Raw genomic sequence first — 23,173 nt, 5'->3', positions numbered from 1 at the left:
GCGCCATTGGGCTGGCGTCTGATCGCATCCTATCGAGGTGGCCGCGCATGACGAAAGAGGGGGGCCTTAAGCAGACCGGGCATAGTGTCTCGCCAGCGAGACAGGTTGCGGCGGCGGTCGTGCGCCGGGACGGTTCAGCCCGCCAGACCGGCTCGCGCCATACGCCGATAGAGCGTCGCCCGCCCGATACCGAGCAAACGCGCCGCGCGGCTGGCATTGCCCCCCGCCCGGGCCAGTGCCTGCCGCAGCACCGTCCGGTCCGCATCATCGAAGGACGGCTGCGCATCCTCGCCAAGCACCTGCGTCAATGCGCGCGGCGTCGCCAGCGCGGCGTCGTTCAAACCGAGTTGCAACCGCGCCGCCCGACTGGCGCCGACCACCAGATCATCGCGGTCCACCGCCAGCAGCGCGCTGCCGGTCACCGCATCGTCGCACAGGAAGATGATGCGACGGTCGGCGAAATGCCGGCAGAAATAGTCACGCTCGATCTTGCGCGCCGCATCGCGGACCAGCGCGGCCACCATCTCCGCCATCGCCGGCCCATGGTCGTCACGGCAACTCGATACGTCCAACGCCCCTGCCAGTCGGCCAAAGGGATCGTGGACCGGCGCGTCCATGCAGCTTATGCCGACATTGCGGCTGGCGAAATGCTGGTCGCGGTGAATGACGACCGGCTTGTCTTCGAACAGGCAGGTGCCGATGCCGTTGGTCCCCTCCACCGCTTCGCCCCAGCGCATCCCCTCGACCAGCCCTGCGGCGGAGAAGCCGTCCCGGTCCGCATCGCCCGCCCGGCGTTCCAGGATCACGCCGCTCGCGTCGCTCAGGATGACCGCGCAGCCCGACCGGCCGACCGAGCGGAACATATGGTCAAGCACCGGCGTCGCCACCGCCAGCATATCCTCATGCTCGGCGCGCAAGGACAGCAGGGCCGCCTCGCTCAGCCGTTCGCGTCGCCCACATGCTTCGGGGTCGAGACCGTGGTTCAGCGCCGATCGACACCATGATGCGGCGACCGCCGAAATCCCCGCCTGGCTGGGCGAACTGATCGCTTCCAGCACCGCTTCGCTGTGACGCATATTAGTTTGCGGCATGGCATCTCTCCGGCCGCGAGGATCGCAGCAAATGCGCTATAAAGTCAATTACAGATGGAGACGCGGTACAGCAGAAGAGATACACCCAAGTCTTGACCTGGGCGCATGTCCTTCCCTTCCTATACCGATATATTTTCTGACTTCGCCAAAGCCCCTTCTATCTGCGCGGTGGATCGCGCGGCGATCAGGTGACGAAGCATCTCGATGTCATTCTGCACCGCGACGGGATCACATATGCGCGCCGACCAGAGCGCATCCTCCAACCAGTCGCTGAAGGCGGGATGATCGAGCACCCAAGCGATACGGCGCTCCGCGATGGCCAGTTTGATTTCGGGTTCGTGTTCCATGATCCTCTCGCAATGGTCAGGGATTGCAGCAGGGGCAGTATCGCGGGTCGGCAGCGGCGGCCGTCACGGCCTGCTCGACGCGGTGATCGCAGCGGATGCACGTCCGTATCTCCGCCCGTATGGCGAGGGTCGGCACGCCGCAGTCCGCACATGCCAAGCCCGCGGTCCGTTCGCTCACCACATAACCCGGGGCAGCGCAGGACGGGCAGCGGCTGCGGGCGCGCCGGATCAGGTCGGTCGTCGCGCGGGCCATCGCGCGCATACGCTGCGGATTGCGGTGCGCGCGCATGTCCGTTTCCACGAACGCCGCACCGCAGCGCCGGATGATGTCCGCAATGGCCTCGCCCAGCGCGACATGATCCGCCACATCCTTGGTCAGTGCCATATCGGGGGCCGGCTGTCCGTCCCGGACCGCGATCACAACCACCCCATGGCCGGGAAAGCCGATGCCCGCGGCAAAGGCCAGCCCTGCGGACACGTTCTGCACGATCCGGTGGCTGTAATTCGTACTCGCCGTGGCATGTTGCCCGACCAGCTCGAACCCGCTCGCCCGGTCCGCCAGGACCACGATCTCGCGGTCGATGGCGAGAAAAGGGAAGTGCGGATGCGGGCCGAAGCTTCCTTCACTGGCGAGCGCGAGCGACGCGCCCGGATCGATCGCGAACGCCGCCGCCACCTTTTGCCGGGCGGCGTCGAGCGCGGAGCTGAGGCGCGGAACGTCGCGCGCGAAGGTTCCGAAGCGATCGGTGTCGAGCCCGGCGGGCACCGCGACGGCCATGCCCAAGAAACGTCGCACCAGCGGGGCCACGACGCGTTCCTTGCCATGCATCGTGGCGAATATGGCGCGCTCCCCGGCGCACATGCGTCCCGCCATCGTCGCATCACTCATGCCGCGAGCGTCTCCTTCGCCGCATTGCCGAGCGCGACCCATTGCAGGTCACCCGCATAGCGAGCGACCATGCCGCCTTCCTCGCCCAGCGCGATCAGATGCATCCAGCCGCTGTCGAACAGCGCGCGGACACCGTCGTGCCGCGCCAGGATCGCCGACATGGCGCTCGTCGGCGCCTCGATACAGACGCTCAGCCGGAGCGGCTCGTGCACTGGCGCCGTCCCGTCCTCGACAGACTGCCGGGGCAAGCCGACGCGCAGCATACCGCCATTGCCCTCGACGACGCCGATGCCGCCGATCACATTATGGATCAGCTTGTTGCCGCCCCCGAACAGATCGGGCGACACGGTCGAGCCATAATATTGCAGGCTGATCCAACTCGCGACGACCACCGGAGCGGTCATGATGAGCTCCAGCACCGCAAAGCCCTGATCCGCTCTCCAGTCATAGTCATGGAGGAAGGCCCGTCCCCCCAGGTCGACGCCGGCCGTACGCCGACGCGGCGCGGCGATGAAGGCGTTGCACCCGGCCAGTCCCCATTCGGGCCGCGTCTCCGCCCAGTCGCGGCTCCGACGCAAAATGTCCTGCGGCCCGCGCGCACGCGGCAGGCGCTTGGCCCGCTCGGCGCGCGCCCGCTCGCCCGCGGCGGCCAGCCATAGCCGCACCTGTTCGAGCGCCGCCGGCGCTTCCCCGTCGGCGAACAGGGTGACGGCATCGGTCGTGGTATCATGCAGCGCGGCGACGAACCGCGTGCTGGATGGGATGAGAATATCCGCCTCGGCCAGCCCGGCGCGCACGTCCGCATCATTGAGCAATGCCGCCAGCAGCCGTGCGTTGACATCGCCCTTATGCCCGCCACATGCGCCGCAATGGAGAGCGCTGGCGTGCGGGTTGTTCGTGACGGTCGCGCCATGGCCGACCAGCAGCACGATCGGTGCGAAGTCGCGCGTCAGCGACATGGCCCGCAGCACCTTCGCCGCCGTCGCTATACGCGTCGTAAGGTCGAGTGGCGGATCGAAACGGGGTGCCGGATCGGCCGCCAGTCGAGTTCCCCCCACACCCAGCGCGTCGCGGGCCAGCTTGACGATATAGGCCGGTCCCGACGCTTCCACGAAGGCGAAGGACGACACCGCCGCCAGCTTGAAACGCCCCCAAGCCCGAACCGCGCGCGCCTTGAACCGGGCGGAGAGGTCGGCGGCATGGCCGGACGCATCCCCCGAGCACGAATGCGAACCCGGATTGAGCAGCACCGGTAGCCGGTGCTCCACGGTATCGGCCGCGAACGGGCGATGCGCGGTGGCCAGCCCGAAGAAGCCGGCAAAGCCCAGCGTCCGGATCGCCGGGTCGACGGCCTCCAGCGCGCGGCGGAACACCTCCGACCGGACATCAATGCAGAACGCCGCCTGCAGCGCGATCGTCGCCGGAGCCGCGTCGCCGGACGCCGCCCGCAGTCGTTCGTCCAGACGCCGCTGCACCCCGCGCTCGCTGGCGTCCTGCATGATCGCGTCGATCACCTGATCGCGATTGGGGGTTATCGGCTTGGCATAGCGGATCAGGGCCGCACGCCAGTCCGCGCCGATACGCTCGCCATATCGATCAAGCAGCGCCTGGTCCCACAACAGGCGGATCGCCAGAAAACCGGTGATCGTGTCATCGCTTTCACCCCTCAGCTCGGCCTGCCACAGCCGATGCCGGGCATAGTGCGACCAACCGCCCAGCGTGATGAGCAGCCGATGGAAATAGCCATCCGCCGCACCGGCGGTCAGCCCCATAAGCGCCGCCGCCCTCGTGATCGTCTGGGACGCCGTGCCGGATAGACCGCTGACGAAGGCAGCAAATCCGCTCAGCCCCGCAATTTCCGGCGCGAGGTCGTGGGTGGCGAAGGCACGCCAGGCATCGAACGCGTGCCCGCCCCGTGGCGCCGCCCATAGCGCTTGGCCATCATCGGCATAGTGCGCCGCCCAGGCACCGAACCGCTCGGCAATGATCGCTGGCCAGTCGATCCCGGATACCCGCGCAGCGAGATCGGCGACCGTCGGCAAAGGGGCCGGCGCCGTCACCGGCACCTGGAACGCCGCCTTCAGCTCCACGATCGACCGGGGACGTAGAGGGGATCGGCTCGCCTCGAGCGCCCCGGCGATATCCGCATCGGTGATTTCGCCGGATGCGATGCGGGCATTGTACCAGTCGCGCGCCATGGTCACTGGCTGCCCGGCCACGCGGGCCAGCAATGCGGCCGTGCCCGCCAGGTCGCGCCCGGTTTGCCCGAGATAGGGATTGACGGCGACGGTGGCCGCCAGCGGCCAGGCTGGCGGGATAGCGAGACCTGCGGCCCGGGCCGCCGCGAGGATGGTGGCCGGATCGGCCTGCTTCTGAATGTGCTGGATCATGATCGCTCCTAGATTTTCAGGCGTCACGGGTGCGCCAGCCGCCGATCAGGCGGTCGAACGCGGCATTGGCGTAAAGGCCGTTGGACAGATGGACACGCAGCCCGGCGGCGGCCGGGTGGTAGGCCCAGCGCGGGAACATGGCCTGGGCGACGGCCACTGCTCCGAAGCTTGCGACCGCCAGCACGATCAGTGCCCATTCGAGCGCGCCCGGCGCCGGCGGCGCGGGCAGCGTGGTCGCGGTCAGCCGAAAGGCGAGTTCGTGCATGATGAAATAGCCCAGCGCCGCAAGTATCGAAGCCGCGATCAACCGCCGCGTGAGCGGGCGCGGCGCCTTGTCGGCCAGCCCTTGCGCCAGCAGATAGGCCACGCCGAAGATCAGGATCGCCCCGAGTGCGATCGCCTGCGGGGAATTATGGTAGAAGCCGAAGCCCCAGCCGATCGCGACATAGAGTGCGATGGCGATCAGGAAGGCCTGCGCGACCGCCCCGACCCCGGGAACGGCCACCGGTCCCGGGCGGCGGGCGGCGGCGATCCGCTCCACCGCCCCGCCCGATGCCAGGAAGGAATGCGCCTTGTAGAGCGAGTGCGCGACGATGTGCAGCAGCGCCAGCGGGAACAGCGCCAGCCCGCATTGCATGATCATGAACCCCATCTGCGCGACGGTCGACCAGGCGAGCGACGTCTTCACCGCCGGCTGGGTGAGCATGACCAGCCCGCCGAACAAGGCGGTGAAGCCGCCGAGCATTACGAGGACGGCCAGCACCCCCGGGGCGAGCAGCATCACATCGGCAAAGCGGATCAGGATCAAACCGCCCGCATTGATGACGCCGGCATGCAACAGAGCAGAAACCGGCGTGGGCGCCTCCATGACCTCGGTCAGCCAGCCATGAAGGGGGAATTGCGCGGACTTGAGCACCGCTGCCACCGCCAGCAACGCCGCAGCACCGATCGCAAGACCTCCGCCCGATCCGGTCCGCGCCGCCTGCGCGATGTCCGCGATCGTGGTCGTGCCATAGGCGAGGAAAAGCAGCAGCGCGGCGGCGATCAACGCCCCATCGGCGGCGTGCGCGGTGAGGGCGAACTTACGTGCCGCCCGTCGAGCCGCGATACGTTCCGGATAGAAGAGCAGCAGGTTGCGCAGGCACAGCCCGACGCCGATCGACGCCACGACCAGCGGCACCACATCATCGGCCGCGACCAGCACCATGATCAGCGCGAGCACCGCCGACAGCCACGCCATGAACCGGCGCTGCCCCGCCTCTCCGTCCAGATAGACGCGGGCGTAACGCACCACGATCCAGCCGATAAAGCTGACCAGCGACAACATCACGACGCCAACGACATCGGTGCCGCCGGTCGCGACCGCCACGCCGATCGCGGTGGCGAGTCCGCCAAGCGCCAGGGCCTCCACGACCGCAAAGCGCCCCCACAAGGCGGGCAGGATGGCCAAGCCCAATAATATCGGGGAAAGTAGAGTGAGGGGAATATCGGACATCGGGCCTTCTCTTCGTGGCTGGTGTGCCGCGACCCGCTAGAGCGCCGCCCTGATCAATGAAAATTCATTGTTTAGGCGTAATCATTCGCTAAAAACGAAGGGTGAGCGATTTCAATTACAACCATCTCCGCTATTTCTGGGCGGTGGCGAGGGACGGCAACCTCACCCGGACCGCCGAGCGCCTCCATGTCTCGCAATCGGCACTGTCGGTGCAGATCCGCAAGCTGGAGGATCGTCTGGGTCACGCGCTGTTCGAGCGGCGGGGACGGCAGTTGCAGCTCACCGAGGCCGGGCGAATCGCGCTCGATCATGCAGACAGCATCTTCGCTGCCGGGGACGATCTGGTCGGCATCCTACGCGCGACGGGCATGGCGCGGCGCCCGGTCCGGGTGGGAGCACTGGCGACCCTGTCGCGCAACTTTCAGCTCGCTTTCCTGAAGCCGGTGCTGGGCCGCAACGACCTGGAAATCATCCTGCGTTCGGGCAGCCCGGCGGATCTGTTGAGCGGTCTGCGTTCCTTGTCGCTGGACGTGGCGCTCACGAACTCCGTGCCGGCAACCGATGCATTGACGCCGTTCGTCGCGCACAAGCTGCACGAGCAACCGGTGAGCCTGATCGGCCATCCACATCTGGTCAGCGATGGCGGACCGCTGGAGCAGATACTGGCCCGCCACCCCGTGATCCTGCCCACCGAGGAGAGCGGCGTGCGGACCAGCGTGACGGCGCTGGTCGATCGCCTCGGCATCCGCTTGCAGATCGCCGCCGAGGTGGACGATGTCGCGATGATGCGCCTGCTGGTTCGCGAAGGTTTCGCACTGGCGGTCCTGCCGCCGATCGCGGTCCGCGATGAACTGGCAAGCGGCATCCTTGTCGAAGCGGATACCCTGCCCGGCATCGTCGAGACCTTCTACGCCGTGACCGTGGACCGCAAATTCCCCAACCCACATGTCGCGGAACTGATCAAGCTGGGCACCCAGACCGCCGATAACCCTTTCCAATAGCGGCAGGCCATCGATAGAGGCTTGGCCGATATCCATATATCCATTATACCGGATATATGGATATCGACTCGGCTATCACTGCATTGGGGGCCCTGGCGCAGGACACGCGCCTCTCTGTGTTTCGCCTTCTGGTTCGCCATGAACCGGACGGGCTGGCGGCGGGTGATATCGCCCGGCAACTCGATGTGCCGCAGAACACCATGTCGGCGCATCTTGGTATCCTCGCCCGGGGCGGCCTGGTGCGGTCAGAACGACGCAGCCGATCGATCATCTATCGCGCCGATCTGGATGGGCTGCGGGCACTGATGCTGTTCCTCGTCAAGGATTGTTGCGACGGGAAAGTCGAGCTGTGCGCGTCGCTCGTCGCCGAACTCACCCCCTGCTGCTGAAAGCCCGCGCTATGGCCATCGATATCATCGTCTATCACAACCCCGAATGCGGCACGTCCCGCAATGTCCTGGGCCTCATCCGCAATGCGGGCATCGAACCGCATGTGATCGAGTATCGGAAGACGCCGCCGTCACGCGCGCTGCTGATCGACCTCATCGCACGCGCCGGGATGACGCCACGTGCATTGCTGCGCGAAAAGGGCACGCCCTATGCCGAACTTGGTCTGGGCGATCCGTCCCTGTCCGATGAGGCGCTGATCGATGCGATGATGGCGCATCCGGTCCTCATCAACCGCCCTTTGGTGGTATCGCCGCTCGGCGTGAAGCTCTGTCGGCCGTCCGAGGCGGTTCTCGATCTGCTGCCGACCGCACAGTGCGGCGCCTTCGCCAAGGAAGATGGCGAGCAAGTGGTAGACGCATCCGGCCAGCGGGTTGCCTGACCCGATGTCCCCCACCACCCCTATCTCAGCCCCTGAGCCTGCGCGTTCCGGTATCGGTACGTTCGAGCGATATCTGACGCTTTGGGTGCTGCTCTGCATCCTCGCCGGGATCGGTCTGGGGCATCTGCTTCCCGGCCTGTTCGGTGCGATCGCCGCAGCCGAAGTCGCGCGGGTCAATCTGGTCGTCGCCGTGCTGATCTGGCTGATGATCATACCCATGCTGCTGAAGATCGACTTCGGCGCGTTGGGATCGGTGCGGCAGCATTGGAAGGGCGTCGGCGTCACGCTGTTCGTCAACTGGGCGGTCAAGCCCTTCTCGATGGCGGCGCTGGGGGCGCTGTTCATCGGCTGGCTGTTCGCACCGCTGCTGCCCGCCGGCGAAGGACCGTCCTATATCGCGGGCCTCATCCTGCTGGCCGCCGCGCCCTGCACGGCCATGGTCTTCGTTTGGTCGAATCTGTGCGACGGAGAGCCAACCTATACGCTGAGCCAAGTCGCGTTGAACGACGTCATCATGGTGTTCCTGTTCGCGCCGCTGGTCGGCCTGCTGCTCGGCGTCGCGTCGGTGACGGTGCCGTGGGACACGTTGCTGATCTCGGTGCTGCTCTATATCGTCGTGCCGGTGATCGCGGCGCAAATCGTCCGCCGCGCCGTACTGGCAACGGGCGGGCCCGCCGCGCTCGAACGACTGCTGAGCCGCCTTGGCCCAATCTCACTGATGGCGTTGCTGGCGACGCTGGTGCTGTTGTTCGGTTTCCAGGGCGAGGCGATCGTCGCGAAGCCGCTCGTGATCGCGCTGCTCGCGGTGCCGATCCTCATCCAGGTCTATCTCAACGCCGGCCTCGCCTATTGGCTGTCGCGGCGCTTCGGCGTCGCATGGTGCGTGGCGGCCCCGGCGGCGCTGATCGGTGCGTCCAACTTCTTCGAGCTCGCCGTTGCGGCCGCGATTTCGCTCTTCGGTCTCCAGTCCGGCGCGGCGTTGGCGACGGTCGTCGGCGTGCTGGTCGAGGTGCCGGTGATGCTGTCCGTCGTCACGATCGTGAAGCGGACACGCGGATGGTATGAAAGGGGGGCGCCGGCCTGAACCGCGATCCCCTCCGACCAACCCTATCCAGCCCCGACTGAATTATCGCCACCCCTGCGCCACCGCTTTCCGCTCCGCCGCAGCGTCGAGCGGATCGCCCGCCATGAGATCCTGGGCGTCAGCCATCAGGGAAGCGGTCGGCGACGATGCCTGGCGGTACGTGCCGGTCTCCGTGACACCCGAGATCGTACGGCGCAGCGCCCAGGAATTGCCATCGCGACACGCGATGCCGCTTGTCGTGGTGGCGGTGAACACCCGGCACAGTGCGCCGTCCTGCGCGCGGAAGCTCGCCAGCATCCGCACACCCTGGCGCGCCCCGTCGCTGCCCAACTGGGTATCGAGCGCTCGGGCAAGCGCGCCTCCCGCAACCAGCCCGGCCGACCCGACGGCGGCCGGCCGCTCCGGCATGAGCCCCCGACCAAGCACCAGTCCGACGACCAGGCTTGCGGCTACCGCGCCTGCCCAGACGGTGGGGAAACGGCGGCGGGGGCGATGCGGGAAGGCGACGACGTTCGACGCCAGCGGGGCGCTGATCCGCGCGGGTATCGGCTCGTCGGCCACCGGCGCGAACGCCCCGCCTAGTTGCGCCCGTAGCGCGCGATGCGCCTCCACTTCGGCGGCCAGCGCCGGATCGGCCGCGATGGCATGCTCGACGCGGCGCGCGGTCAGGGGATCGCATTCGCCATCGGCATAGGCCATCAGCGTTTCGGGATCGATGCTCATGCCGCCTTCCCCAGTTTCTCGATCAGCGCGGTGCGGCCCCGCACCAGCCGCGAGGTGAGCGTGCCGATCGGGATGTCGAGCACGGCCGCCGCCTCCTTATAAGCCAGCCCCTCGACCAGCACGAGCGCCACGGCCTCGCGCTGTTCATCGGGCAGCGTCGCCATCGCCCGACCGACCCGGCCGAGCTCGGCGCGGGCTTCGAGCGCGCGGTCGCCGTCATCGCCGACCATGGCCCCCGCCTCTTCCGCGACGAAGGTCTGCGCGGCGCGCGCTCGGCTGCGCGTGGTATCTATCCAGGCATTGCGCATGATCCGGTACATCCAACTATCCATCCGCGTTCCCGCGACGAAGCTTGCGCGTGCCACAAGCGCGCGCTCGACCGCGATCTGCGTCAGGTCATCGGCGTCCGCCGCGTCGTGCGTCAAGGCACGGGCGAACCGCCTCAGACGGGGCAGCAACAGGGTCAGATCGCTCTCGAAACTCAGCGTCGCTTCCTTCTCGGCTATGGATGAAACGGATGCCAGCGTACGTTTCATCCGTGACAGCGCGCTAATTTATGTCAAGAAGGACCGTGATGCCCCGCCTCCCGCTCGTGCTCGCCCTGCTGCTCGCCTCTCCCGCGAGCGGGCAATTGCTGCCATCGCTGCCCGCGCCCGTCGCCGCACTGCCCGATCAGGTCAGGGGCGCGGTCGACCGCGCCGTCGATGGCGTGCCGCGGCTGCTCGAAGCACCAGTGCGGCTGCTGGACGCGGCACGGCTCGATCGGATCATGCGGCTGGTACGCGACAGCGGTGGCTTGGTCGTACGTGACGATCGCGGCAATGCCGCCCGCGCTGGCGAGGTGGTGCTGACCGATCCTACCGATGCGGAAATCACGGCGCTCGAGCATGAAGGATTCCGGACGATCGAGAGGGCGGAAATCGACGGACTTGGCGTCGGCTATGCGCGGCTCGCGGTACCCGATGGGGTGCGGCTCGACCGCGCTCTCGCCCGGGCCCGGCGCCAGGCGGCAGACGTCGCCGCCGATGTGATCCACTTCGAGAGCGGTTCCGTGGCAGCGGGGAACGTCGCCGCCGTGCCGGTGCAGGTCCCCCCCGCCCCCGCCGGCACGACCGTGGGCATCATCGATGGCGGCGTCGCCGATCCCGGCGTGCGTCAAATGGGATTCGCGAACGGCGCGCCACGCGCCAGCGATCATGGCAGCGCGGTCGAGTGGCTGGTCGGGCGCGGTGCACCTGGTGCACGCGTGCTGGCCGCCGACGTCTATGGCAACGATCCTGCTGGCGGCGGTGCGGTCGCCATCGCGCGTGCGATCGGCTGGCTGGCGAGGGAGCGTGTCGGCACGGTCTCGATCAGCCTGGTCGGTCCGCCCAACCCGCTGCTCGCACGGGTCGTTGCGGCGGCGCAGCGGCGGGGGATGACGATCGTCGCCGCGGTCGGCAATGACGGCCCGACCGCCCCGCCCGCCTACCCCGCCTCCTATCCCGGCGTCGTCGCGGTGACCGGTGTGGATGCACGCGATCGGGTGCTGATCGAGGCCGGTCGCGCCAGCCATCTCGACTATGCCGGGCCTGCCGCCGGTTTTGCCGCGCCCGATGCAGGGGGACGGATGAAGGCCGTACGGGGCACTTCCTTCGCCGCGCCGCTGGTCGCCGCACGGATTGCCGCCGTCGGGCGTGCGGGCGCGGATCGCGAAGCGAGAAAAGGGCGCGGCTATGGCCGAGGTCTGGTCTGCGCCACCTGCGTCGCGCGCCGATAAGAAAAAATCGCACAGATCGGGATTAAGTGCGCGGCGGCATCCGTTCTCCCATCAGACAATAAGGAGACCCGTGATGACACGCACTCTGTTCACGACTGCCGCCCTCGCGCTTGCGATTGCCGCCACCCCAGCCTCGGCACAGTTGCTCGGTGGCAGCGGTGGGCTAGGCGGAACGCTGGGGGGCAGCCTTGGTGGAACGCTGGGTTCGGCAGGCGCCGGGGCCAATGGCACGCTCAGCCGCTCGGGTGCCGGCGAACTGCGCACCGAACGTCAGGTCGACACTCGCAGCGGTCGCGTTCGCGCCGGGGGCAGCGCCTCCGGTGAGGGTGGCACGTTGATCGATAGCCGCTCGCCGATCGGCGGCGGTGGCGCCGAAACACGTGGATCGGGCGGTGTTTCGGGTGCAGTCGACGCGCAGTTGATCGGCACCGACGCGGTCCGCTCGACGGCACGCGGCGTCGCCCGTGATATCGCCGGACGTGGCCGCGAGGCGATCGGCGGCGCACGCAATGCCGTCGGTTCGACCGCCGGCAATGTCGCTGGGTCGGGCGCGGGCTCCGCGAATGGCAGCGGTACCCTCGGCAACGGCATGCTCGCCCTGGCCGGTAGCGCTGCGGCACAGGGTGCGGGCAGTGTCGATGTGCGCCCCGGCATGAATGTCGTCGATGCCAAGGGGCGCGCGATCGGTACGGTGCGTGCGTTGAAGAGCGAGGCCGATGGCCGCGTGCGCGACGTGCTGGTGCAGGTCGGCAATCGCGTGGCGACGCTGCCTGCGGCGAACTTCTCGGGCGAAGGCAACGTCCTTGTCTCCGCGATGGCTCGCAGCGCCGTGAGTCGCGAAGCCACCGCGCAGTAAAACCCGATCCGGCCGGCTGCACCCGGCAGCCGGCAAGGGGGCGCACGCGAGCTCTTTAGCTTGCGTGCGCCCTTTTACGTTTGAAGTGGGTCTACTCTTGTAAACGGACCTCGGCACTGGGTCGGGGTCCCGGGCGCGATACCATCGGCCGCTGGCTCAGGATCAATCAATATTGCCACCTCGATGTCGGAGGCAGATTGCACGCCCTGTCCAGTAAACATGCAAGTCCTTCAATTCAGCGCTGCATTACACTATGAATAGCGCTCACTTCTCATGCCGATCCCTGAGTTGACCGAGGACGGCATGCACCCGATCCCTTGGACAAACCATCACGCCTATTTACCAAAACCAATCAACCATGATAGGTTTCTTCAAAATAGACAGGTTCTTAGGGGAGAAAACGTCATGGGTATGTTCGATTATCGTCGATATTCCGTTACGGAATCCGCGGAATTGGCCAACACAACGTTGCAGCTCGCGACCTTCGGCCAGCTCGATCGAATCTTCGGCTTGCCGGTCGCGCAGTTGGCCAACACGTTCGGCAACATCCTTCCCCCAGGGGCCACCGCCAATCCGATCCATGTGGCATTGCCCGCCGGCTGGTCCGACGTCGGCCCGGCGGCGCTCGGGATGGGGCCGGACTCGGTCGACAGCGATGGCTATTACATCATCGAAAGTCCGCTGACCGGGCGGACCTTCTCGGGGCCGCAAGCCAAAATCTATGAGGAGCGCGACACCAGCGGTCATGTCACTCGCCTGTCGGTGACCTTCGCCGGCACCAATTCGCCGGTCGATCTGCTCGACTATACGCAACTCAACAGCGGCGAGATCGCGCCCTATATGGAGCAGTTGCTCACCGCGGTCCGCGACTATGCGTTGCGCAACGGCCTGACCGCCGACGACGTGATCGTCACCGGCTATTCGCTGGGCGCCGCCTATACCAATATCATGGCCAAATATGCCGACACGCTGGCCGGGGGCTTCTTTGCCGACAGCAGCTATGTCGCGCATGCCGTCCCCTATACCTATGAAGGCCAGGACCGCGTCCTGAACATCGGGTTCGAGAATGATATCGTTCACCGGGCGGCGGGCGATTTCGATTCCCTGGGCGAGGCGGTGGATGCCGCCCCCGGCCTGATCGGGCAGGATTATGCCCTGCAATCCTCGACGGACAATCTCATCCTGTTCAGCGACGACTATGCCAACCCGGCATGGCCCTATGGCCCCTTTGCGCTGTACAATATTCCGGGCGGCTGGGCGGCGCATGTCGCGGGTATCACCTCGGACGCGGTCACGCGGATCACCCAGTCGGCATTCTACGATCTTACCTCGCGCGACAGCCTGGTCATCGTCTCTAATCTCACCGCCGCCACGCGCGACATCGCCTGGGTCGAGGATCTGGCACGCCCGTCCGACCGGCATGGCCATGTCGGCGACTCCGCCTTCCTGATCGGATCGCAATTTGGCGATCGGCTGCGCGGCAATGTCGGCAACGACTATATCGACGGCGCGGGCGGCGACGACGTCATACGCCCGGGTACGGGCCAGAACCGCATCGAGGGGGGGCTGGGCACCGACACGCTCGAACTGTCCGGATCGATGCGCGACTGGAGCGTGTCGCGCCTGGCGGACGGCACCACCGCCTTCTTCTCCAAATCCTTCGGCCTGAACATCGTCTCGGGGGTCGAAAAGGTGACGTTCCTCGACACCGGGCTATGGGGTGGACGCCATTACACGATCGAGGCCGATCGGCTGGAAGACCAGACGTTCAGCGGCATGTTCGAACGTTTCGACCAGGACATCGCCTATACCGCCGCGCGGCAGGGTACGGCCGGCGCGGATGTGTTGACGGGTTCGCGGGTCTTCGGCCTGGCGGGCAACGACACGCTGACCGGTACCAACGGCAGCGATCTTCTCTATGGCGGCAGCGGCGACGATCGGCTCGACGGGCGCGGCGGCAACGACTCGCTTTATGGTGGGGAAGGCAATGACTGGCTGACCGGCGGTGGCGGGCGCGACCTACTCAACGGCGGGCTGGGCGATGATCTGTTCGTCGTCGATGCCAGCCTGCCCGGTCATGTCACGATCGAGGATTTCCGCCTGAGCGATGTCGAACGCGACAAGATCCAGATCACTAATAGCGGCTTCCACACCATGGCCGAATTGCGCAGCCATAGCGAACAGACGGCCGATGGCCTGTTGCTGCATCTGGGGGCGACCGACCTGCTGATCGAACATGCGACCTGGGACAGCCTACCGTCGGACGGCCTGTTCTTCGGCTGATTGGCGCAGGGATTGGCAGGCTGGTCTCACAGACTGCCAATCCCTTCCGGGTCAGGCCACGCCTTCGCGATGAGCTAGGGCCGGTTCCGCGAGTTCCCCGTCCGGCGCGCCAGATGCCTCGACATAGTGGAAGTAGCGGAAATCCGCCGGCCGGCCGGTTCCGGCCATGTCCTGGCAGGCCATGCCGACAAAGGTGCCCGTGAAGTTGGGCAGCCCCGGCAATGTCGCCTCGTCCGACAACAGGCTGGCGTCGAATAGCTCGGGCAGCCAGGTCCAGTCGCCCTCCCCTTCCCCGCGAAAGGCGAAGCGCAACGCTTCGTGATCGACCTGAACGCGCATCGCGATCGGTCCGGCCGGCGCGGCGATCGCCGCACTCAATAGGCTCTGCCCCTCGCCGATCGACAGGACCGACAGGACCTGGATCTGGCGGGTCCCATCATCGGCGGCGGTCAAATGGAGGAAGAGATATTTGGTGCTGTTGTAATAGCAGATAAGGCCCGCCGCCTGCTGGAAATGCTGGGGCTCGAAATCGACGAGCGTCTGGGCATCGTAGCGAAAGCCGGTCTGGCGCCGCGCAACGAGCGCCTGGGTAAAGTGGCTGCCGATCGTTTCGCGCCCGAACAAGCGAAGATGGCCCGGCCGCTCGGTCAGGCTGAATATCTCATCGGGGCACGGCGTGCGGAGCCATTGGAACGCCTCCGGTAGCTCGCCCGTATCGAACATGTCCCGCGCAACCACCGGGGGCATCCCATCGGCGAGGACCGGCGGCTCCTCCGCGCAACGAAGCCAGCCATCCGTCCCCCAGGCCATCCGTCGGATCGCGGCCTCACGACCCAGCACACAGCGATCGCTGGACGGCAAAGGACGGCCGCACAGATAGGCCATCCAGGTCTCGCCGTCCGGCGTGTCGACCAGATCGCCATGGCCAGTGCGTTGCAGTGGTGCCTCGGGCGTGTAGCGTGCGGTCAGAACCGGGCCATCGGGATGCGGCGCATAGGGACCCAACAGATGGCGCGAACGGGCCATGACGACGGCATGGCTACGCTCCGTCCCGCCCTCCGCGACCAGCAGATGATACCAGCCGTCGCGCTTGTAGAGATGGGGCCCCTCGGTGAAGCCCAGCGCCGTGCCTTCGAAGATCGTGCGGCGCTCTCCCAGCAGCCGGCCGCTGCCCAGGTCGATCTCCTGCACGACGATGCCCGCGAAACGCCGCCGATCGGGACGATGGTCCCACAGCATGTTCAGCAGCCAGCTCCGCCCGTCATCGTCATGGAACAGCGCCGGATCGAAACCGCTGCTGTTGAGATGAACCGGGTCGGACCAGTCGCCATCGATCCGCTCGCTCGACACCCAATAATTGTGAAAGTCGCGCAGCGATGCGCCCTTCGCGCCGTCCACCGTGGTGCGACCATAGCGCTTCACATCCGTATAGATCAGATGGAAGCGCCCGTCCTTATAGCTCAGGTCCGGCGCCCATACCCCGCAGGAATCGGGATTGCCCCGCATATCAAGCTGGCGCGCGCGCGACAGCGGCCGGGCGACGAGTGTCCAGTTCGCCAAGTCACGGCTATGGTGGATCTGGACGCCAGGATACCATTCGAAGGTCGAGGTCGCGATATAATAGTCTTCGCCGACGCGCACGATCGACGGATCGGGATTGAACCCGCGCAGGATGGGATTGACCGGGTTGAAAGGGGCGGAGGTCATGCGGGTTTGCGCACCAGGATCCAGAGGAGAGTGGCGCCGGCCAGATCGAGCAGGCCGAGCAGAATGAAGAAGGGCTGATAGCCGACCTGATCGACCAGCGACCCCAGGGTCAGGGTGAACAGCAGCACGCCCAGATTGGCGGCCGTGCCCGACACGCCCGTCGCGGTCGCGACCTGATCCTGCGGGAACAGGTCCGAGCACAGGGTGATGACCGTCACCGACAGGGTCTGATGCGCGAAGCCACCCAGGCATAACAGGGCGATGGCCGCCACCGGACTGGTCACGCTGCCGACGAACATCATGCCCGTCATCAGCACCGCGCCGAGCGTGAAGGCGCCGCGCCGGGCATCGATCAGGTTGACGCCGCGCCGCTGGAGAAAGGCGACGACCGCAGGCCCGAACAGACAGCCGAGATCGGCCGCCAGAAAGGGCAGCCAGGCGAACAGCGCGATCTGAGTCAGGTCGAAATGCCGCGCCTGGACGAGATAGAGCGGCATCCAGAGCGACAACATACCCCAGACCGGATCGGCGAGGAACCGCGCCGCCGCGATCGCCCAGAGGTTGCGCCGCCGGAGCAGCTCGCCCAGCGGCGGCCGCGCGCGATGCTGGGCCAAATTGGTTTCCTGCCCCTCGACGATCAGCGTGCGCTCGGCCTCCGACAGCCGCCGATGCCGCGCGGGCGGCGCGTACCAGAACAGCCAGGCGACGACCCAGAGCAGCCCCAATCCCCCCGCGACGAAGAACGCCGCACGCCAGCTATGATGGAACACGGCCCAGGCGACGAGCGGCGGCGCGAACACCGCGCCGAACGACGCGCCGATCTGATAGATGCCGCCCGCCACCCCGCGCTCGCGCGCCGGAAACCATTCGGCGACGACCTTCATGCCGGCGGGCTGTGCCGAGCCCTCGACCAGCCCCAGCGCGCCACGAAGCCCCGCAAAGCCCAGCCAGCCATGGGCGAAACCATGGCCCAGCGTGATCAGCGACCAGACCGCGACGAACAGGCTGAACCCGATCTTCAACCCGATCAGGTCGAGCAGATAGCCCGCCACCGGCTGGAACATGATGCCGAACTGAAAGGCCCCGGTGATCCAGCTATATTGCGCGGACGAGATATGCTGCTCGGCCATGATTGCCGGCGCGGCGACGCCCAGGATGCTGCGCGTCAGATAGTTGATGACCATCGCGACGACGAACAGCGCGATGATCGTCCAGCGGATATAGGGAAAGCGCCTCACCCGCCCAGTTCCCTCGATCGCGTCCCGACGCACCCTGTCTCCTCTCATGGCTGCCCGACCGGCATTGACGTTTCCCGCCGCCGCAAGGCAGGAGGTGATGCGACCCCCGGGCCGAAGCCCGACGATAGAACGGAACTGGATTGACCGGCAGGAGACGGCGCCCCCGCGGTGTCACGATCATCGATGTGGCCAAACAGGCGGGCGTTTCGCCGATGACCGTGTCGCGCGTCATCAACGGCGATGCCGGCGTCCGCGACGAAGTCCGCGCGCATGTCAGCGAGGTGATCGCCACGCTGAACTATACGCCCAATCTGATGGCCCGCAGCCTGGTGACCTCGCGCGAAATCCGCATCGGCGTCATCTACTCCAATCCCAGCGCCGCGTTCATGAGCGAACTGCTGGTCGGCGTGTTCGAGGAAGCCTCGACCCGCGCGGCGCAACTCTTCCTGCTCAAGGGCGAACAGGGGCAGCCTCCCACGCGCGAGGCGATCGAAGGGCTGATCCACCAGCGGATCGCCGGGCTGATCCTGGCGCCGCCGCTCGGCGAGTCCGGCTTCGTGCGCGACATCATCCGCGAGGCGGGTCTGCCCGTCGCGGTCGTGGGCGGCATCGCCCCCGATGCGATCTGCGTCGGCATCGACAATGCCCGCGCCGCCTATGACATGACCCGCCATCTGATCGGACTGGGCCATCGTCGCATCGGCTTCGTCCATGGCAATCCCGACCAGTCCGCCAGCAACGAGCGCCTCGCCGGTTTCCATAAGGCGATTTCGCAAGAAAGCGATCTGGAAACGCAGGTCGTCCAGGGCGATTATAGCTATGCCTCGGGCCTGATCGCGGGTGAGGCATTGCTGGGCGGCGAGCGGCCGCCGACGGCGATCTTCGCCAGCAACGACGACATGGCCGCCGCAATCGTCTCCGTCGCGCATCGTCGGCACCTCGACGTGCCGGGAGACCTGACCGTGGCGGGCTTCGACGACAGCACCGCCGCGACGACCCTGTGGCCGCCGCTGACCACCATCCATCAGCCGGTCCGCGCACTGGCGACGGCGGCGCTGCATATGTTGATCCAGGACATTCGCGGTGGTGCGCCGGCCGCCGACGGCCGGCCGCGCGTGACGGTGCTGGAGCATCAGTTGATCGAACGCGACTCCACCGCCGCTCCGCCTGTCCGCTAAAACCGTTTCGCGTCCTCGACCTACACCGAGGTCGCCGAGTGGAAGATCGCTCACGACCTCAGCGCGCCGACGCCGTCACACCGGCCGCGGTCTGGACCACCGGCACCATCGTGCCATCGGGATTGTAGCGTAGCGGCTCGACCGTCACCGCCCGCCGCCCGATCGCACCGCTCTGATCGCCGATCGCCAGCGTGGCATTGTGCAGGAACAAATAGGACTTGCCCTTGAACTCGGCGATGCCGGGATGAATGGTGAAGCTGTATTTGCCCGACCCTGTCAGCAGCCCGCGATAGGTCCAGGGTCCCTTCAACGACGGGGCGGTGGCATAGGAGATATGCTCGTCCCGCTGCGTCGTCCGGTCGAGCGAGGCATAGGTCAGGTAATAGAGCTTGCCCCGCTTGTGCAGCCAGGGGCCCTCCTCGAAATGTGGAGGCGTGATCTCGGTAATCGGGCCGTCGATCTCGATCATATTGGGCTTCAGCTTAGCGATATAGCATTGCCGATTGCCCCAGGCGATCCAGGTGGTGCCGTCGTCATCGGTCAGCACGGTCGGGTCGATATCCTCCCAGCTATGCGTGCCCTTGGGCGTCATCTCATTGGTGATGAGCGCGGAGCCCTTGGCATCGACGAAGGGCCCGGTCGGCTTGTCGGAAACCGCGACCGCGATCGCCTTGCCGGGATGGCTGTCGTCATGCTCGACGGCGGCGTAGAACCAGTATTTGCCGTTCTTGTAGATCGTCTGGCTGGCCCAGGCGTCCTTCTTGGCCCATTTGAAATCACGCACGTTCATGATTGGCCCGTGCGGGGTCCAGTGGCGCATGTCGGTGGTGGAATAGACAAGCCATTCCTTCATGTTGAACATTTCGTCGCGCTGCGCCTCGTCATGCCCGACATAGAGGTACAGACGGTTGCCCACGACCAGCGGCGCGGGATCGGCGGTGAACGCGTCGCGGATGATGGGATTGCTCCCCGGCTGATCGGCGGCCAGCACGGCCCCCGGCAAGGCGAGCACCAATATCGACGCCATGATCTGCGACACGTTCATCCAGAACCCCTCCCCTTTAGAAATTGAAGCGCACACCCGCGCGGAACACCCGGCCCAGCACGTCATAGAGCGCCGGATTGACGAAATAGGGCGAAGGCGCCGGATCGCGATTGAATAGGTTATCGACCTTGAAATAGGCGGTCACCGCCGGGGTCACGTTATAGGTGCCGCCCACGTCGAAATAGAAGGCGCCGGGGATGAAATTCTGGTCGATCGTCGGGCGATTGACGGTCGAGGCGGGGCAGCCGGTCGTGCAGACGACATATTGATTGCCAAGCTTGCCGTCGCTGAACCAGCGCTCCTGCAGCAGCAGCGACCAGTCGTCGGTCGCATAGGTCTGCGTTGCCAGCCACTTCCATTTGGGCGTGTTGCCGATATTCACCCCGGCCGTGTCATTGGGGATCGTGCCTGGCAGGCCGGTATCGGTGATGAAACGCCGGATATTGGTGGCAAGCGTCCGCAGCGTCAGGTTACCCGACAAGCCGAACGGATTGCGCCAGCGATAGCTTGCCTCGATATCGAACCCATCGGTGAAGATCGATGCCAGGTTGAACGACTGTACGTTGATGAAATTGGGGCCGTTCGGGTTGTTCAGGTTGAACACGCCGCAGGTCTCCGGCGCGATGTTGAGGAAGCACAGGTTTACAATGTCCTGCGCGGCCAGGCTGGAAATCACGTCGGTGATCTTCAGCTTGTAATAGTCGACCGACAGGCTGAGCCCGGGGATCGCCTGTGAATTGGAGAAGGCGATGCCCAGCGTGGTGTTGCGGGCGATCTCGGGCGTCAGGTTGACGTTACCGATGGTGTTCTGCAGCGCCAGCACGGTAACGTTGCGGAACGGGTCGAAAAAGCCCGGCAGTGTCGTCGTGACGGGCGCGGCGAACAGTTCGGACAGGTTAGGCGCGCGAACGTCGCGCGAAGTCACGCCGCGAATGCGCAGGCCATCGACCGGCAGATCCCAGGTCCCGCCGATCTTCCACGCCCAGACGGTGCCCGAGGTGCTGTAATCGGTGACGCGCACCGCGCCGTTGATATTGGCCCGCCCTCCGGCATCGGAGTTGATGATCGGCAGATCGGCCTCGATAAAGGCTTCCTTGACGCTATAGGCGCCGCCGCCATTCTTGTAATTGCCCGCATACCAGTTGTTGCCATCCGCCAGCAGCACCGGATCCGCCGGATAGGCGGCGTTGGCCGGGGTGTTGGCGAAGCCCGCGCCATAGGGGTCGGCACGCACCCGGTAGAATTCGTGACGGAACTCACCGCCGAACGCGACCGACACCGGCCCCGCCCAGGACGAGAAGGGCGAGCCCGAGAAGTTGAGGCTGATCACGTCCTGCGTCTGGCGCGTCCGCTGATAGGGTCCGCGGTCGGGCATGATATAGCCGAGCGCCGCTTCGGATGGATTGCCGCCAAAGATATTGAGCGGCTGGCACCCATTGGCGCGCGCCGTGGGGTCGGCGCAGACGATCGCGCCGTTCAACGTGGTCGCGTTGATCGCCTGGTTGAACCGACGCGACAGCATGATGTTGCTGACGTCGATATCGGTATAGTTGGTGCCGTGCTCGTAATAGATGTCGTAGGACCAGTCGGACCCAGCGACCGCCTCACGCCCCTTGGCGCCTGCGACGAAGCGGAACTGGCGGCGATCGGTATAGACTTGGCTGTTGCCCAGCGCGGCATTGCTGGTGCCGTACTGGAAATTGGTGATGCCCGCCGTGGCACAGGCCGCCTTGACCAGTGCCGGGACATAAGGGTTGGCGCATTGGATGGTCAGGTTGGGGCGGTTCTGGCCGCCGACCGGCTGGTTGTTGGTCTTCACCTGGCCGATATTGATCGTGCCGTAAATCTCGCCGTTGGGCGCGAAGTCATAGCCGATCCGGCCATAGCTGTTGACCCGCTGGATCTTCGACTGAAGCGAACGCCCGGCATCGACGTTGCCCGACAGATCGCCGCCTTGGCAGAAACCGGGCAGACAGCCGATGACATTGCCTGCCGCGTCGCGAGCGGGGACGCCGTTCGATCCATATTGGAACTGGAACGGGTTGCCCGACTGATCGAAGGCAATGCCCTGAAGCGGCCCGGCGGTGATCAGGCCGTATTTGGTGTAATTATAGGACTGGGCATAGTCGCGGAACAGATATTGCGGCGACCCGTCGTTCAACACGTTGCGGTTGATCAGCGTCGGCTGACGGAACCAGTCGCGTCCCCCTGCCAGACCAATACCAAAATCGCCGCCGCCGACGCCCTCCTCATGCGCATATTCGGTACTGACGACGAGGTGCAGGCTGTCGTTCAGCAGGCTGGTACCGCCGGCGAGCTGGACCAAGACCTGTTCATCATCGCCATAGGTGGTGATGCCACCCTGGACATTGCCCTTGATGCCCTTGAACCGGGTATCGGTAATGAAGTTGACGACGCCGCCGACCGCATCCGAACCATAAGAGGCCGAGGCGCCACCATTGACGACATCGACCCGCTTGATCAGCAATTGCGGGAACAGACTGATGTCGGGCACGCCCGTGACATTGGCGCCGACGACGCGCTGACCGTCGAGCAGGGTCAGGGTGCGGATCGCACCGACACCGCGCAGCGAGAAGGAGCTGAGCCCCTGCTGCCCGCTCGAGGTGCTGAAAGTGTTGACCGAGGTGCCGGTCGACCCCTGAAGCGAGGGCAATTGTGCGATGGTGGTGAAGACGTTGGGCTGCGCATTGGCGGCGATCTGTTCCTCGCCGATCACCGTGGTCGGGGTCGGCGCGGTGAAGCCGCCGGTGGTGATACGCGAGCCGGTGACGATGATGTCGCGTGTACTCGCCTCTGCCGCCTGTCCATCGGGGGCGGCCGTCACGGTCGACTGCTCGTTCTGCACGTCCTGCGTCGGTGTGGCCTGCGGCGTGACCACCGATTGCGCCCAGCTCGGCGTGGCCACGATACAGGCGGCAATCACCGCCAGGCTAGCCGGGGCCATCATCGTCTGATGCAGGCACAGCGCCCGCGATCCCGTCCTCGTCATCATCCTCTCCCTCGCGCGTTCCGTTTTATCTGGTAACGTTACCAACATCCTTGTCGGATTTGTGCGGCTTGTCAATGCTCTGACATTTCAAGGTGCTAGCCGATGGGGTCAAGGCGTACAGAATCTGCCGGCGCACTGCGGCCCGGCAGATGACTTACCTTCTCAAGAGATCACCCTATCTACTTGCGTAACAGGTATTTTCTGAGGACGACAATAACCGCCAAGGCATCGGGGACGCGAAGCAAAAC

Annotated in this window: 19 protein-coding genes; 8 read left to right on the top strand and 11 right to left on the bottom strand. The window is 66.0% G+C overall.

Annotated features, from left to right (window positions below; translation table 11 throughout):
* Positions 1–134: 134 nt before the first annotated feature.
* From SP6_RS04350 to SP6_RS04330, 5 genes are all read right to left on the bottom strand, one after another.
* A complete protein-coding gene (locus SP6_RS04350; protein ID WP_037568193.1) occupies positions 135–1,091 on the bottom strand; it encodes a GAF domain-containing protein in 957 nt (318 codons plus the stop codon).
* A gap of 119 nt (positions 1,092–1,210) precedes the next feature.
* Positions 1,211–1,438, bottom strand: a complete 228-nt coding sequence (locus SP6_RS04345; RefSeq protein WP_007404317.1) for a hypothetical protein — start codon at positions 1,436–1,438, stop codon at positions 1,211–1,213.
* Between the two features lie 16 nt (positions 1,439–1,454).
* Entirely contained in the window at positions 1,455–2,327 is an 873-nt protein-coding gene (locus tag SP6_RS04340) for a DUF6671 family protein (RefSeq protein WP_126053139.1), read from the bottom strand.
* Positions 2,324–4,717, bottom strand: a complete 2,394-nt coding sequence (locus SP6_RS04335; RefSeq protein WP_007404334.1) for a YbcC family protein — start codon at positions 4,715–4,717, stop codon at positions 2,324–2,326. Before SP6_RS04335 ends, SP6_RS04340 begins: the two co-directional genes overlap by 4 nt.
* A gap of 16 nt (positions 4,718–4,733) precedes the next feature.
* Positions 4,734–6,212 (bottom strand): proton-conducting transporter transmembrane domain-containing protein, encoded by a 1,479-nt coding sequence (locus SP6_RS04330; protein WP_007404444.1) that lies wholly within the window; start codon positions 6,210–6,212, stop codon positions 4,734–4,736.
* Positions 6,213–6,313: 101 nt separating this feature from the next.
* On the opposite strand from SP6_RS04330, the gene SP6_RS04325 reads away from it, so the two are divergent.
* Genes SP6_RS04325 through arsB form a run of 4 tightly spaced genes read left to right on the top strand, consistent with a single transcriptional unit; the run spans position 6,314 to position 9,126 of the window.
* The gene (locus SP6_RS04325) at positions 6,314–7,213 is read left to right on the top strand and encodes a LysR family transcriptional regulator (protein ID WP_007404465.1); all 900 of its coding nucleotides are present in this window, start codon (positions 6,314–6,316) and stop codon (positions 7,211–7,213) included.
* A gap of 56 nt (positions 7,214–7,269) precedes the next feature.
* Positions 7,270–7,602, top strand: a complete 333-nt coding sequence (locus SP6_RS04320; protein ID WP_007404290.1) for an ArsR/SmtB family transcription factor — start codon at positions 7,270–7,272, stop codon at positions 7,600–7,602.
* Between the two features lie 11 nt (positions 7,603–7,613).
* Complete coding sequence (gene arsC / locus SP6_RS04315; RefSeq protein WP_007404270.1) at positions 7,614–8,042, top strand: arsenate reductase (glutaredoxin); 429 nt, start codon at positions 7,614–7,616, stop codon at positions 8,040–8,042.
* Between the two features lie 4 nt (positions 8,043–8,046).
* Positions 8,047–9,126, top strand: a complete 1,080-nt coding sequence (gene arsB, locus SP6_RS04310) for an ACR3 family arsenite efflux transporter (protein WP_037568192.1) — start codon at positions 8,047–8,049, stop codon at positions 9,124–9,126.
* A gap of 42 nt (positions 9,127–9,168) precedes the next feature.
* Here the strand turns inward: arsB and SP6_RS04305 are convergent, their stop codons facing one another.
* Together SP6_RS04305 and SP6_RS04300 are read right to left on the bottom strand one after the other, a co-directional pair.
* Positions 9,169–9,849 (bottom strand): anti-sigma factor family protein, encoded by a 681-nt coding sequence (locus SP6_RS04305; RefSeq protein WP_007404346.1) that lies wholly within the window; start codon positions 9,847–9,849, stop codon positions 9,169–9,171.
* Positions 9,846–10,334, bottom strand: a complete 489-nt coding sequence (locus SP6_RS04300) for a sigma-70 family RNA polymerase sigma factor (RefSeq protein ID WP_037568238.1) — start codon at positions 10,332–10,334, stop codon at positions 9,846–9,848. The genes SP6_RS04305 and SP6_RS04300 overlap by 4 nt, the downstream gene beginning before the upstream one ends.
* An 89-nt stretch (positions 10,335–10,423) precedes the next feature.
* Here SP6_RS04300 and SP6_RS04295 point away from each other — a divergent pair, with 89 nt between their 5' ends.
* The 3 genes from SP6_RS04295 to SP6_RS04285 all read left to right on the top strand — a co-directional run bounded on the left by SP6_RS04295 (position 10,424) and on the right by SP6_RS04285 (position 14,747).
* Positions 10,424–11,608 carry a S8 family serine peptidase gene (locus tag SP6_RS04295; protein WP_007404331.1) on the top strand — a complete coding sequence of 395 codons (1,185 nt, stop codon included), beginning with the start codon at positions 10,424–10,426 and terminating at the stop codon, positions 11,606–11,608.
* A 73-nt stretch (positions 11,609–11,681) separates the two neighbouring features.
* Positions 11,682–12,464, top strand: a complete 783-nt coding sequence (locus SP6_RS19985; protein ID WP_007404285.1) for a PRC-barrel domain-containing protein — start codon at positions 11,682–11,684, stop codon at positions 12,462–12,464.
* Positions 12,465–12,917: 453 nt separating this feature from the next.
* Complete coding sequence (locus SP6_RS04285) at positions 12,918–14,747, top strand: calcium-binding protein (RefSeq protein ID WP_158005305.1); 1,830 nt, start codon at positions 12,918–12,920, stop codon at positions 14,745–14,747.
* Between the two features lie 51 nt (positions 14,748–14,798).
* Here SP6_RS04285 and SP6_RS04280 read toward each other — a convergent pair whose 3' ends face one another.
* Entirely contained in the window at positions 14,799–16,454 is a 1,656-nt protein-coding gene (locus tag SP6_RS04280) for a glycoside hydrolase family 43 protein (RefSeq protein WP_007404301.1), read from the bottom strand.
* Positions 16,451–17,725, bottom strand: a complete 1,275-nt coding sequence (locus SP6_RS04275) for an MFS transporter (protein ID WP_042468593.1) — start codon at positions 17,723–17,725, stop codon at positions 16,451–16,453. Before SP6_RS04275 ends, SP6_RS04280 begins: the two co-directional genes overlap by 4 nt.
* 152 nt (positions 17,726–17,877) lie before the next feature.
* Between SP6_RS04275 and SP6_RS04270 the strand changes: the two genes are divergently transcribed.
* Entirely contained in the window at positions 17,878–18,870 is a 993-nt protein-coding gene (locus SP6_RS04270) for a LacI family DNA-binding transcriptional regulator (protein WP_232093387.1), read from the top strand.
* Between the two features lie 58 nt (positions 18,871–18,928).
* Here the strand turns inward: SP6_RS04270 and SP6_RS04265 are convergent, their stop codons facing one another.
* A complete protein-coding gene (locus tag SP6_RS04265; protein ID WP_007404360.1) occupies positions 18,929–19,915 on the bottom strand; it encodes a glycoside hydrolase family 43 protein in 987 nt (328 codons plus the stop codon).
* 16 nt (positions 19,916–19,931) lie between these two features.
* Positions 19,932–22,928, bottom strand: a complete 2,997-nt coding sequence (locus SP6_RS04260; RefSeq protein WP_007404451.1) for a TonB-dependent receptor plug domain-containing protein — start codon at positions 22,926–22,928, stop codon at positions 19,932–19,934.
* Between the last annotated feature and the right edge of the window lie 245 nt (positions 22,929–23,173).

The sequence above is a fragment of the Sphingomonas paucimobilis NBRC 13935 genome (assembly GCF_000739895.2).
GTDB classification, from domain to species: domain Bacteria; phylum Pseudomonadota; class Alphaproteobacteria; order Sphingomonadales; family Sphingomonadaceae; genus Sphingomonas; species Sphingomonas paucimobilis.
The sequence above is the reverse complement of the archived record's forward strand: the minus strand, read 5'-3'. Positions and strand labels throughout refer to the sequence as shown.

Excerpts from the sequence above, each read along its gene's own strand:
- SP6_RS04350 (WP_037568193.1), bottom strand. The coding sequence starts at position 1,091 with ATGCCGCAAACTAATATGCGTCACAGCGAAGCGGTGCTGGAAGCGATC.
- SP6_RS04345 (WP_007404317.1), bottom strand. The coding sequence starts at position 1,438 with ATGGAACACGAACCCGAAATCAAACTGGCCATCGCGGAGCGCCGTATC.
- SP6_RS04340 (WP_126053139.1), bottom strand. The coding sequence starts at position 2,327 with ATGAGTGATGCGACGATGGCGGGACGCATGTGCGCCGGGGAGCGCGCC.
- SP6_RS04335 (WP_007404334.1), bottom strand. The coding sequence starts at position 4,717 with ATGATCCAGCACATTCAGAAGCAGGCCGATCCGGCCACCATCCTCGCG.
- SP6_RS04330 (WP_007404444.1), bottom strand. The coding sequence starts at position 6,212 with ATGTCCGATATTCCCCTCACTCTACTTTCCCCGATATTATTGGGCTTG.
- SP6_RS04320 (WP_007404290.1), top strand. The coding sequence starts at position 7,270 with ATGGATATCGACTCGGCTATCACTGCATTGGGGGCCCTGGCGCAGGAC.
- arsC (WP_007404270.1), top strand. The coding sequence starts at position 7,614 with ATGGCCATCGATATCATCGTCTATCACAACCCCGAATGCGGCACGTCC.
- arsB (WP_037568192.1), top strand. The coding sequence starts at position 8,047 with ATGTCCCCCACCACCCCTATCTCAGCCCCTGAGCCTGCGCGTTCCGGT.
- SP6_RS04305 (WP_007404346.1), bottom strand. The coding sequence starts at position 9,849 with ATGAGCATCGATCCCGAAACGCTGATGGCCTATGCCGATGGCGAATGC.
- SP6_RS04295 (WP_007404331.1), top strand. The coding sequence starts at position 10,424 with ATGCCCCGCCTCCCGCTCGTGCTCGCCCTGCTGCTCGCCTCTCCCGCG.
- SP6_RS19985 (WP_007404285.1), top strand. The coding sequence starts at position 11,682 with ATGACACGCACTCTGTTCACGACTGCCGCCCTCGCGCTTGCGATTGCC.
- SP6_RS04280 (WP_007404301.1), bottom strand. The coding sequence starts at position 16,454 with ATGACCTCCGCCCCTTTCAACCCGGTCAATCCCATCCTGCGCGGGTTC.
- SP6_RS04265 (WP_007404360.1), bottom strand. The coding sequence starts at position 19,915 with ATGAACGTGTCGCAGATCATGGCGTCGATATTGGTGCTCGCCTTGCCG.
- SP6_RS04260 (WP_007404451.1), bottom strand. The coding sequence starts at position 22,928 with ATGATGACGAGGACGGGATCGCGGGCGCTGTGCCTGCATCAGACGATG.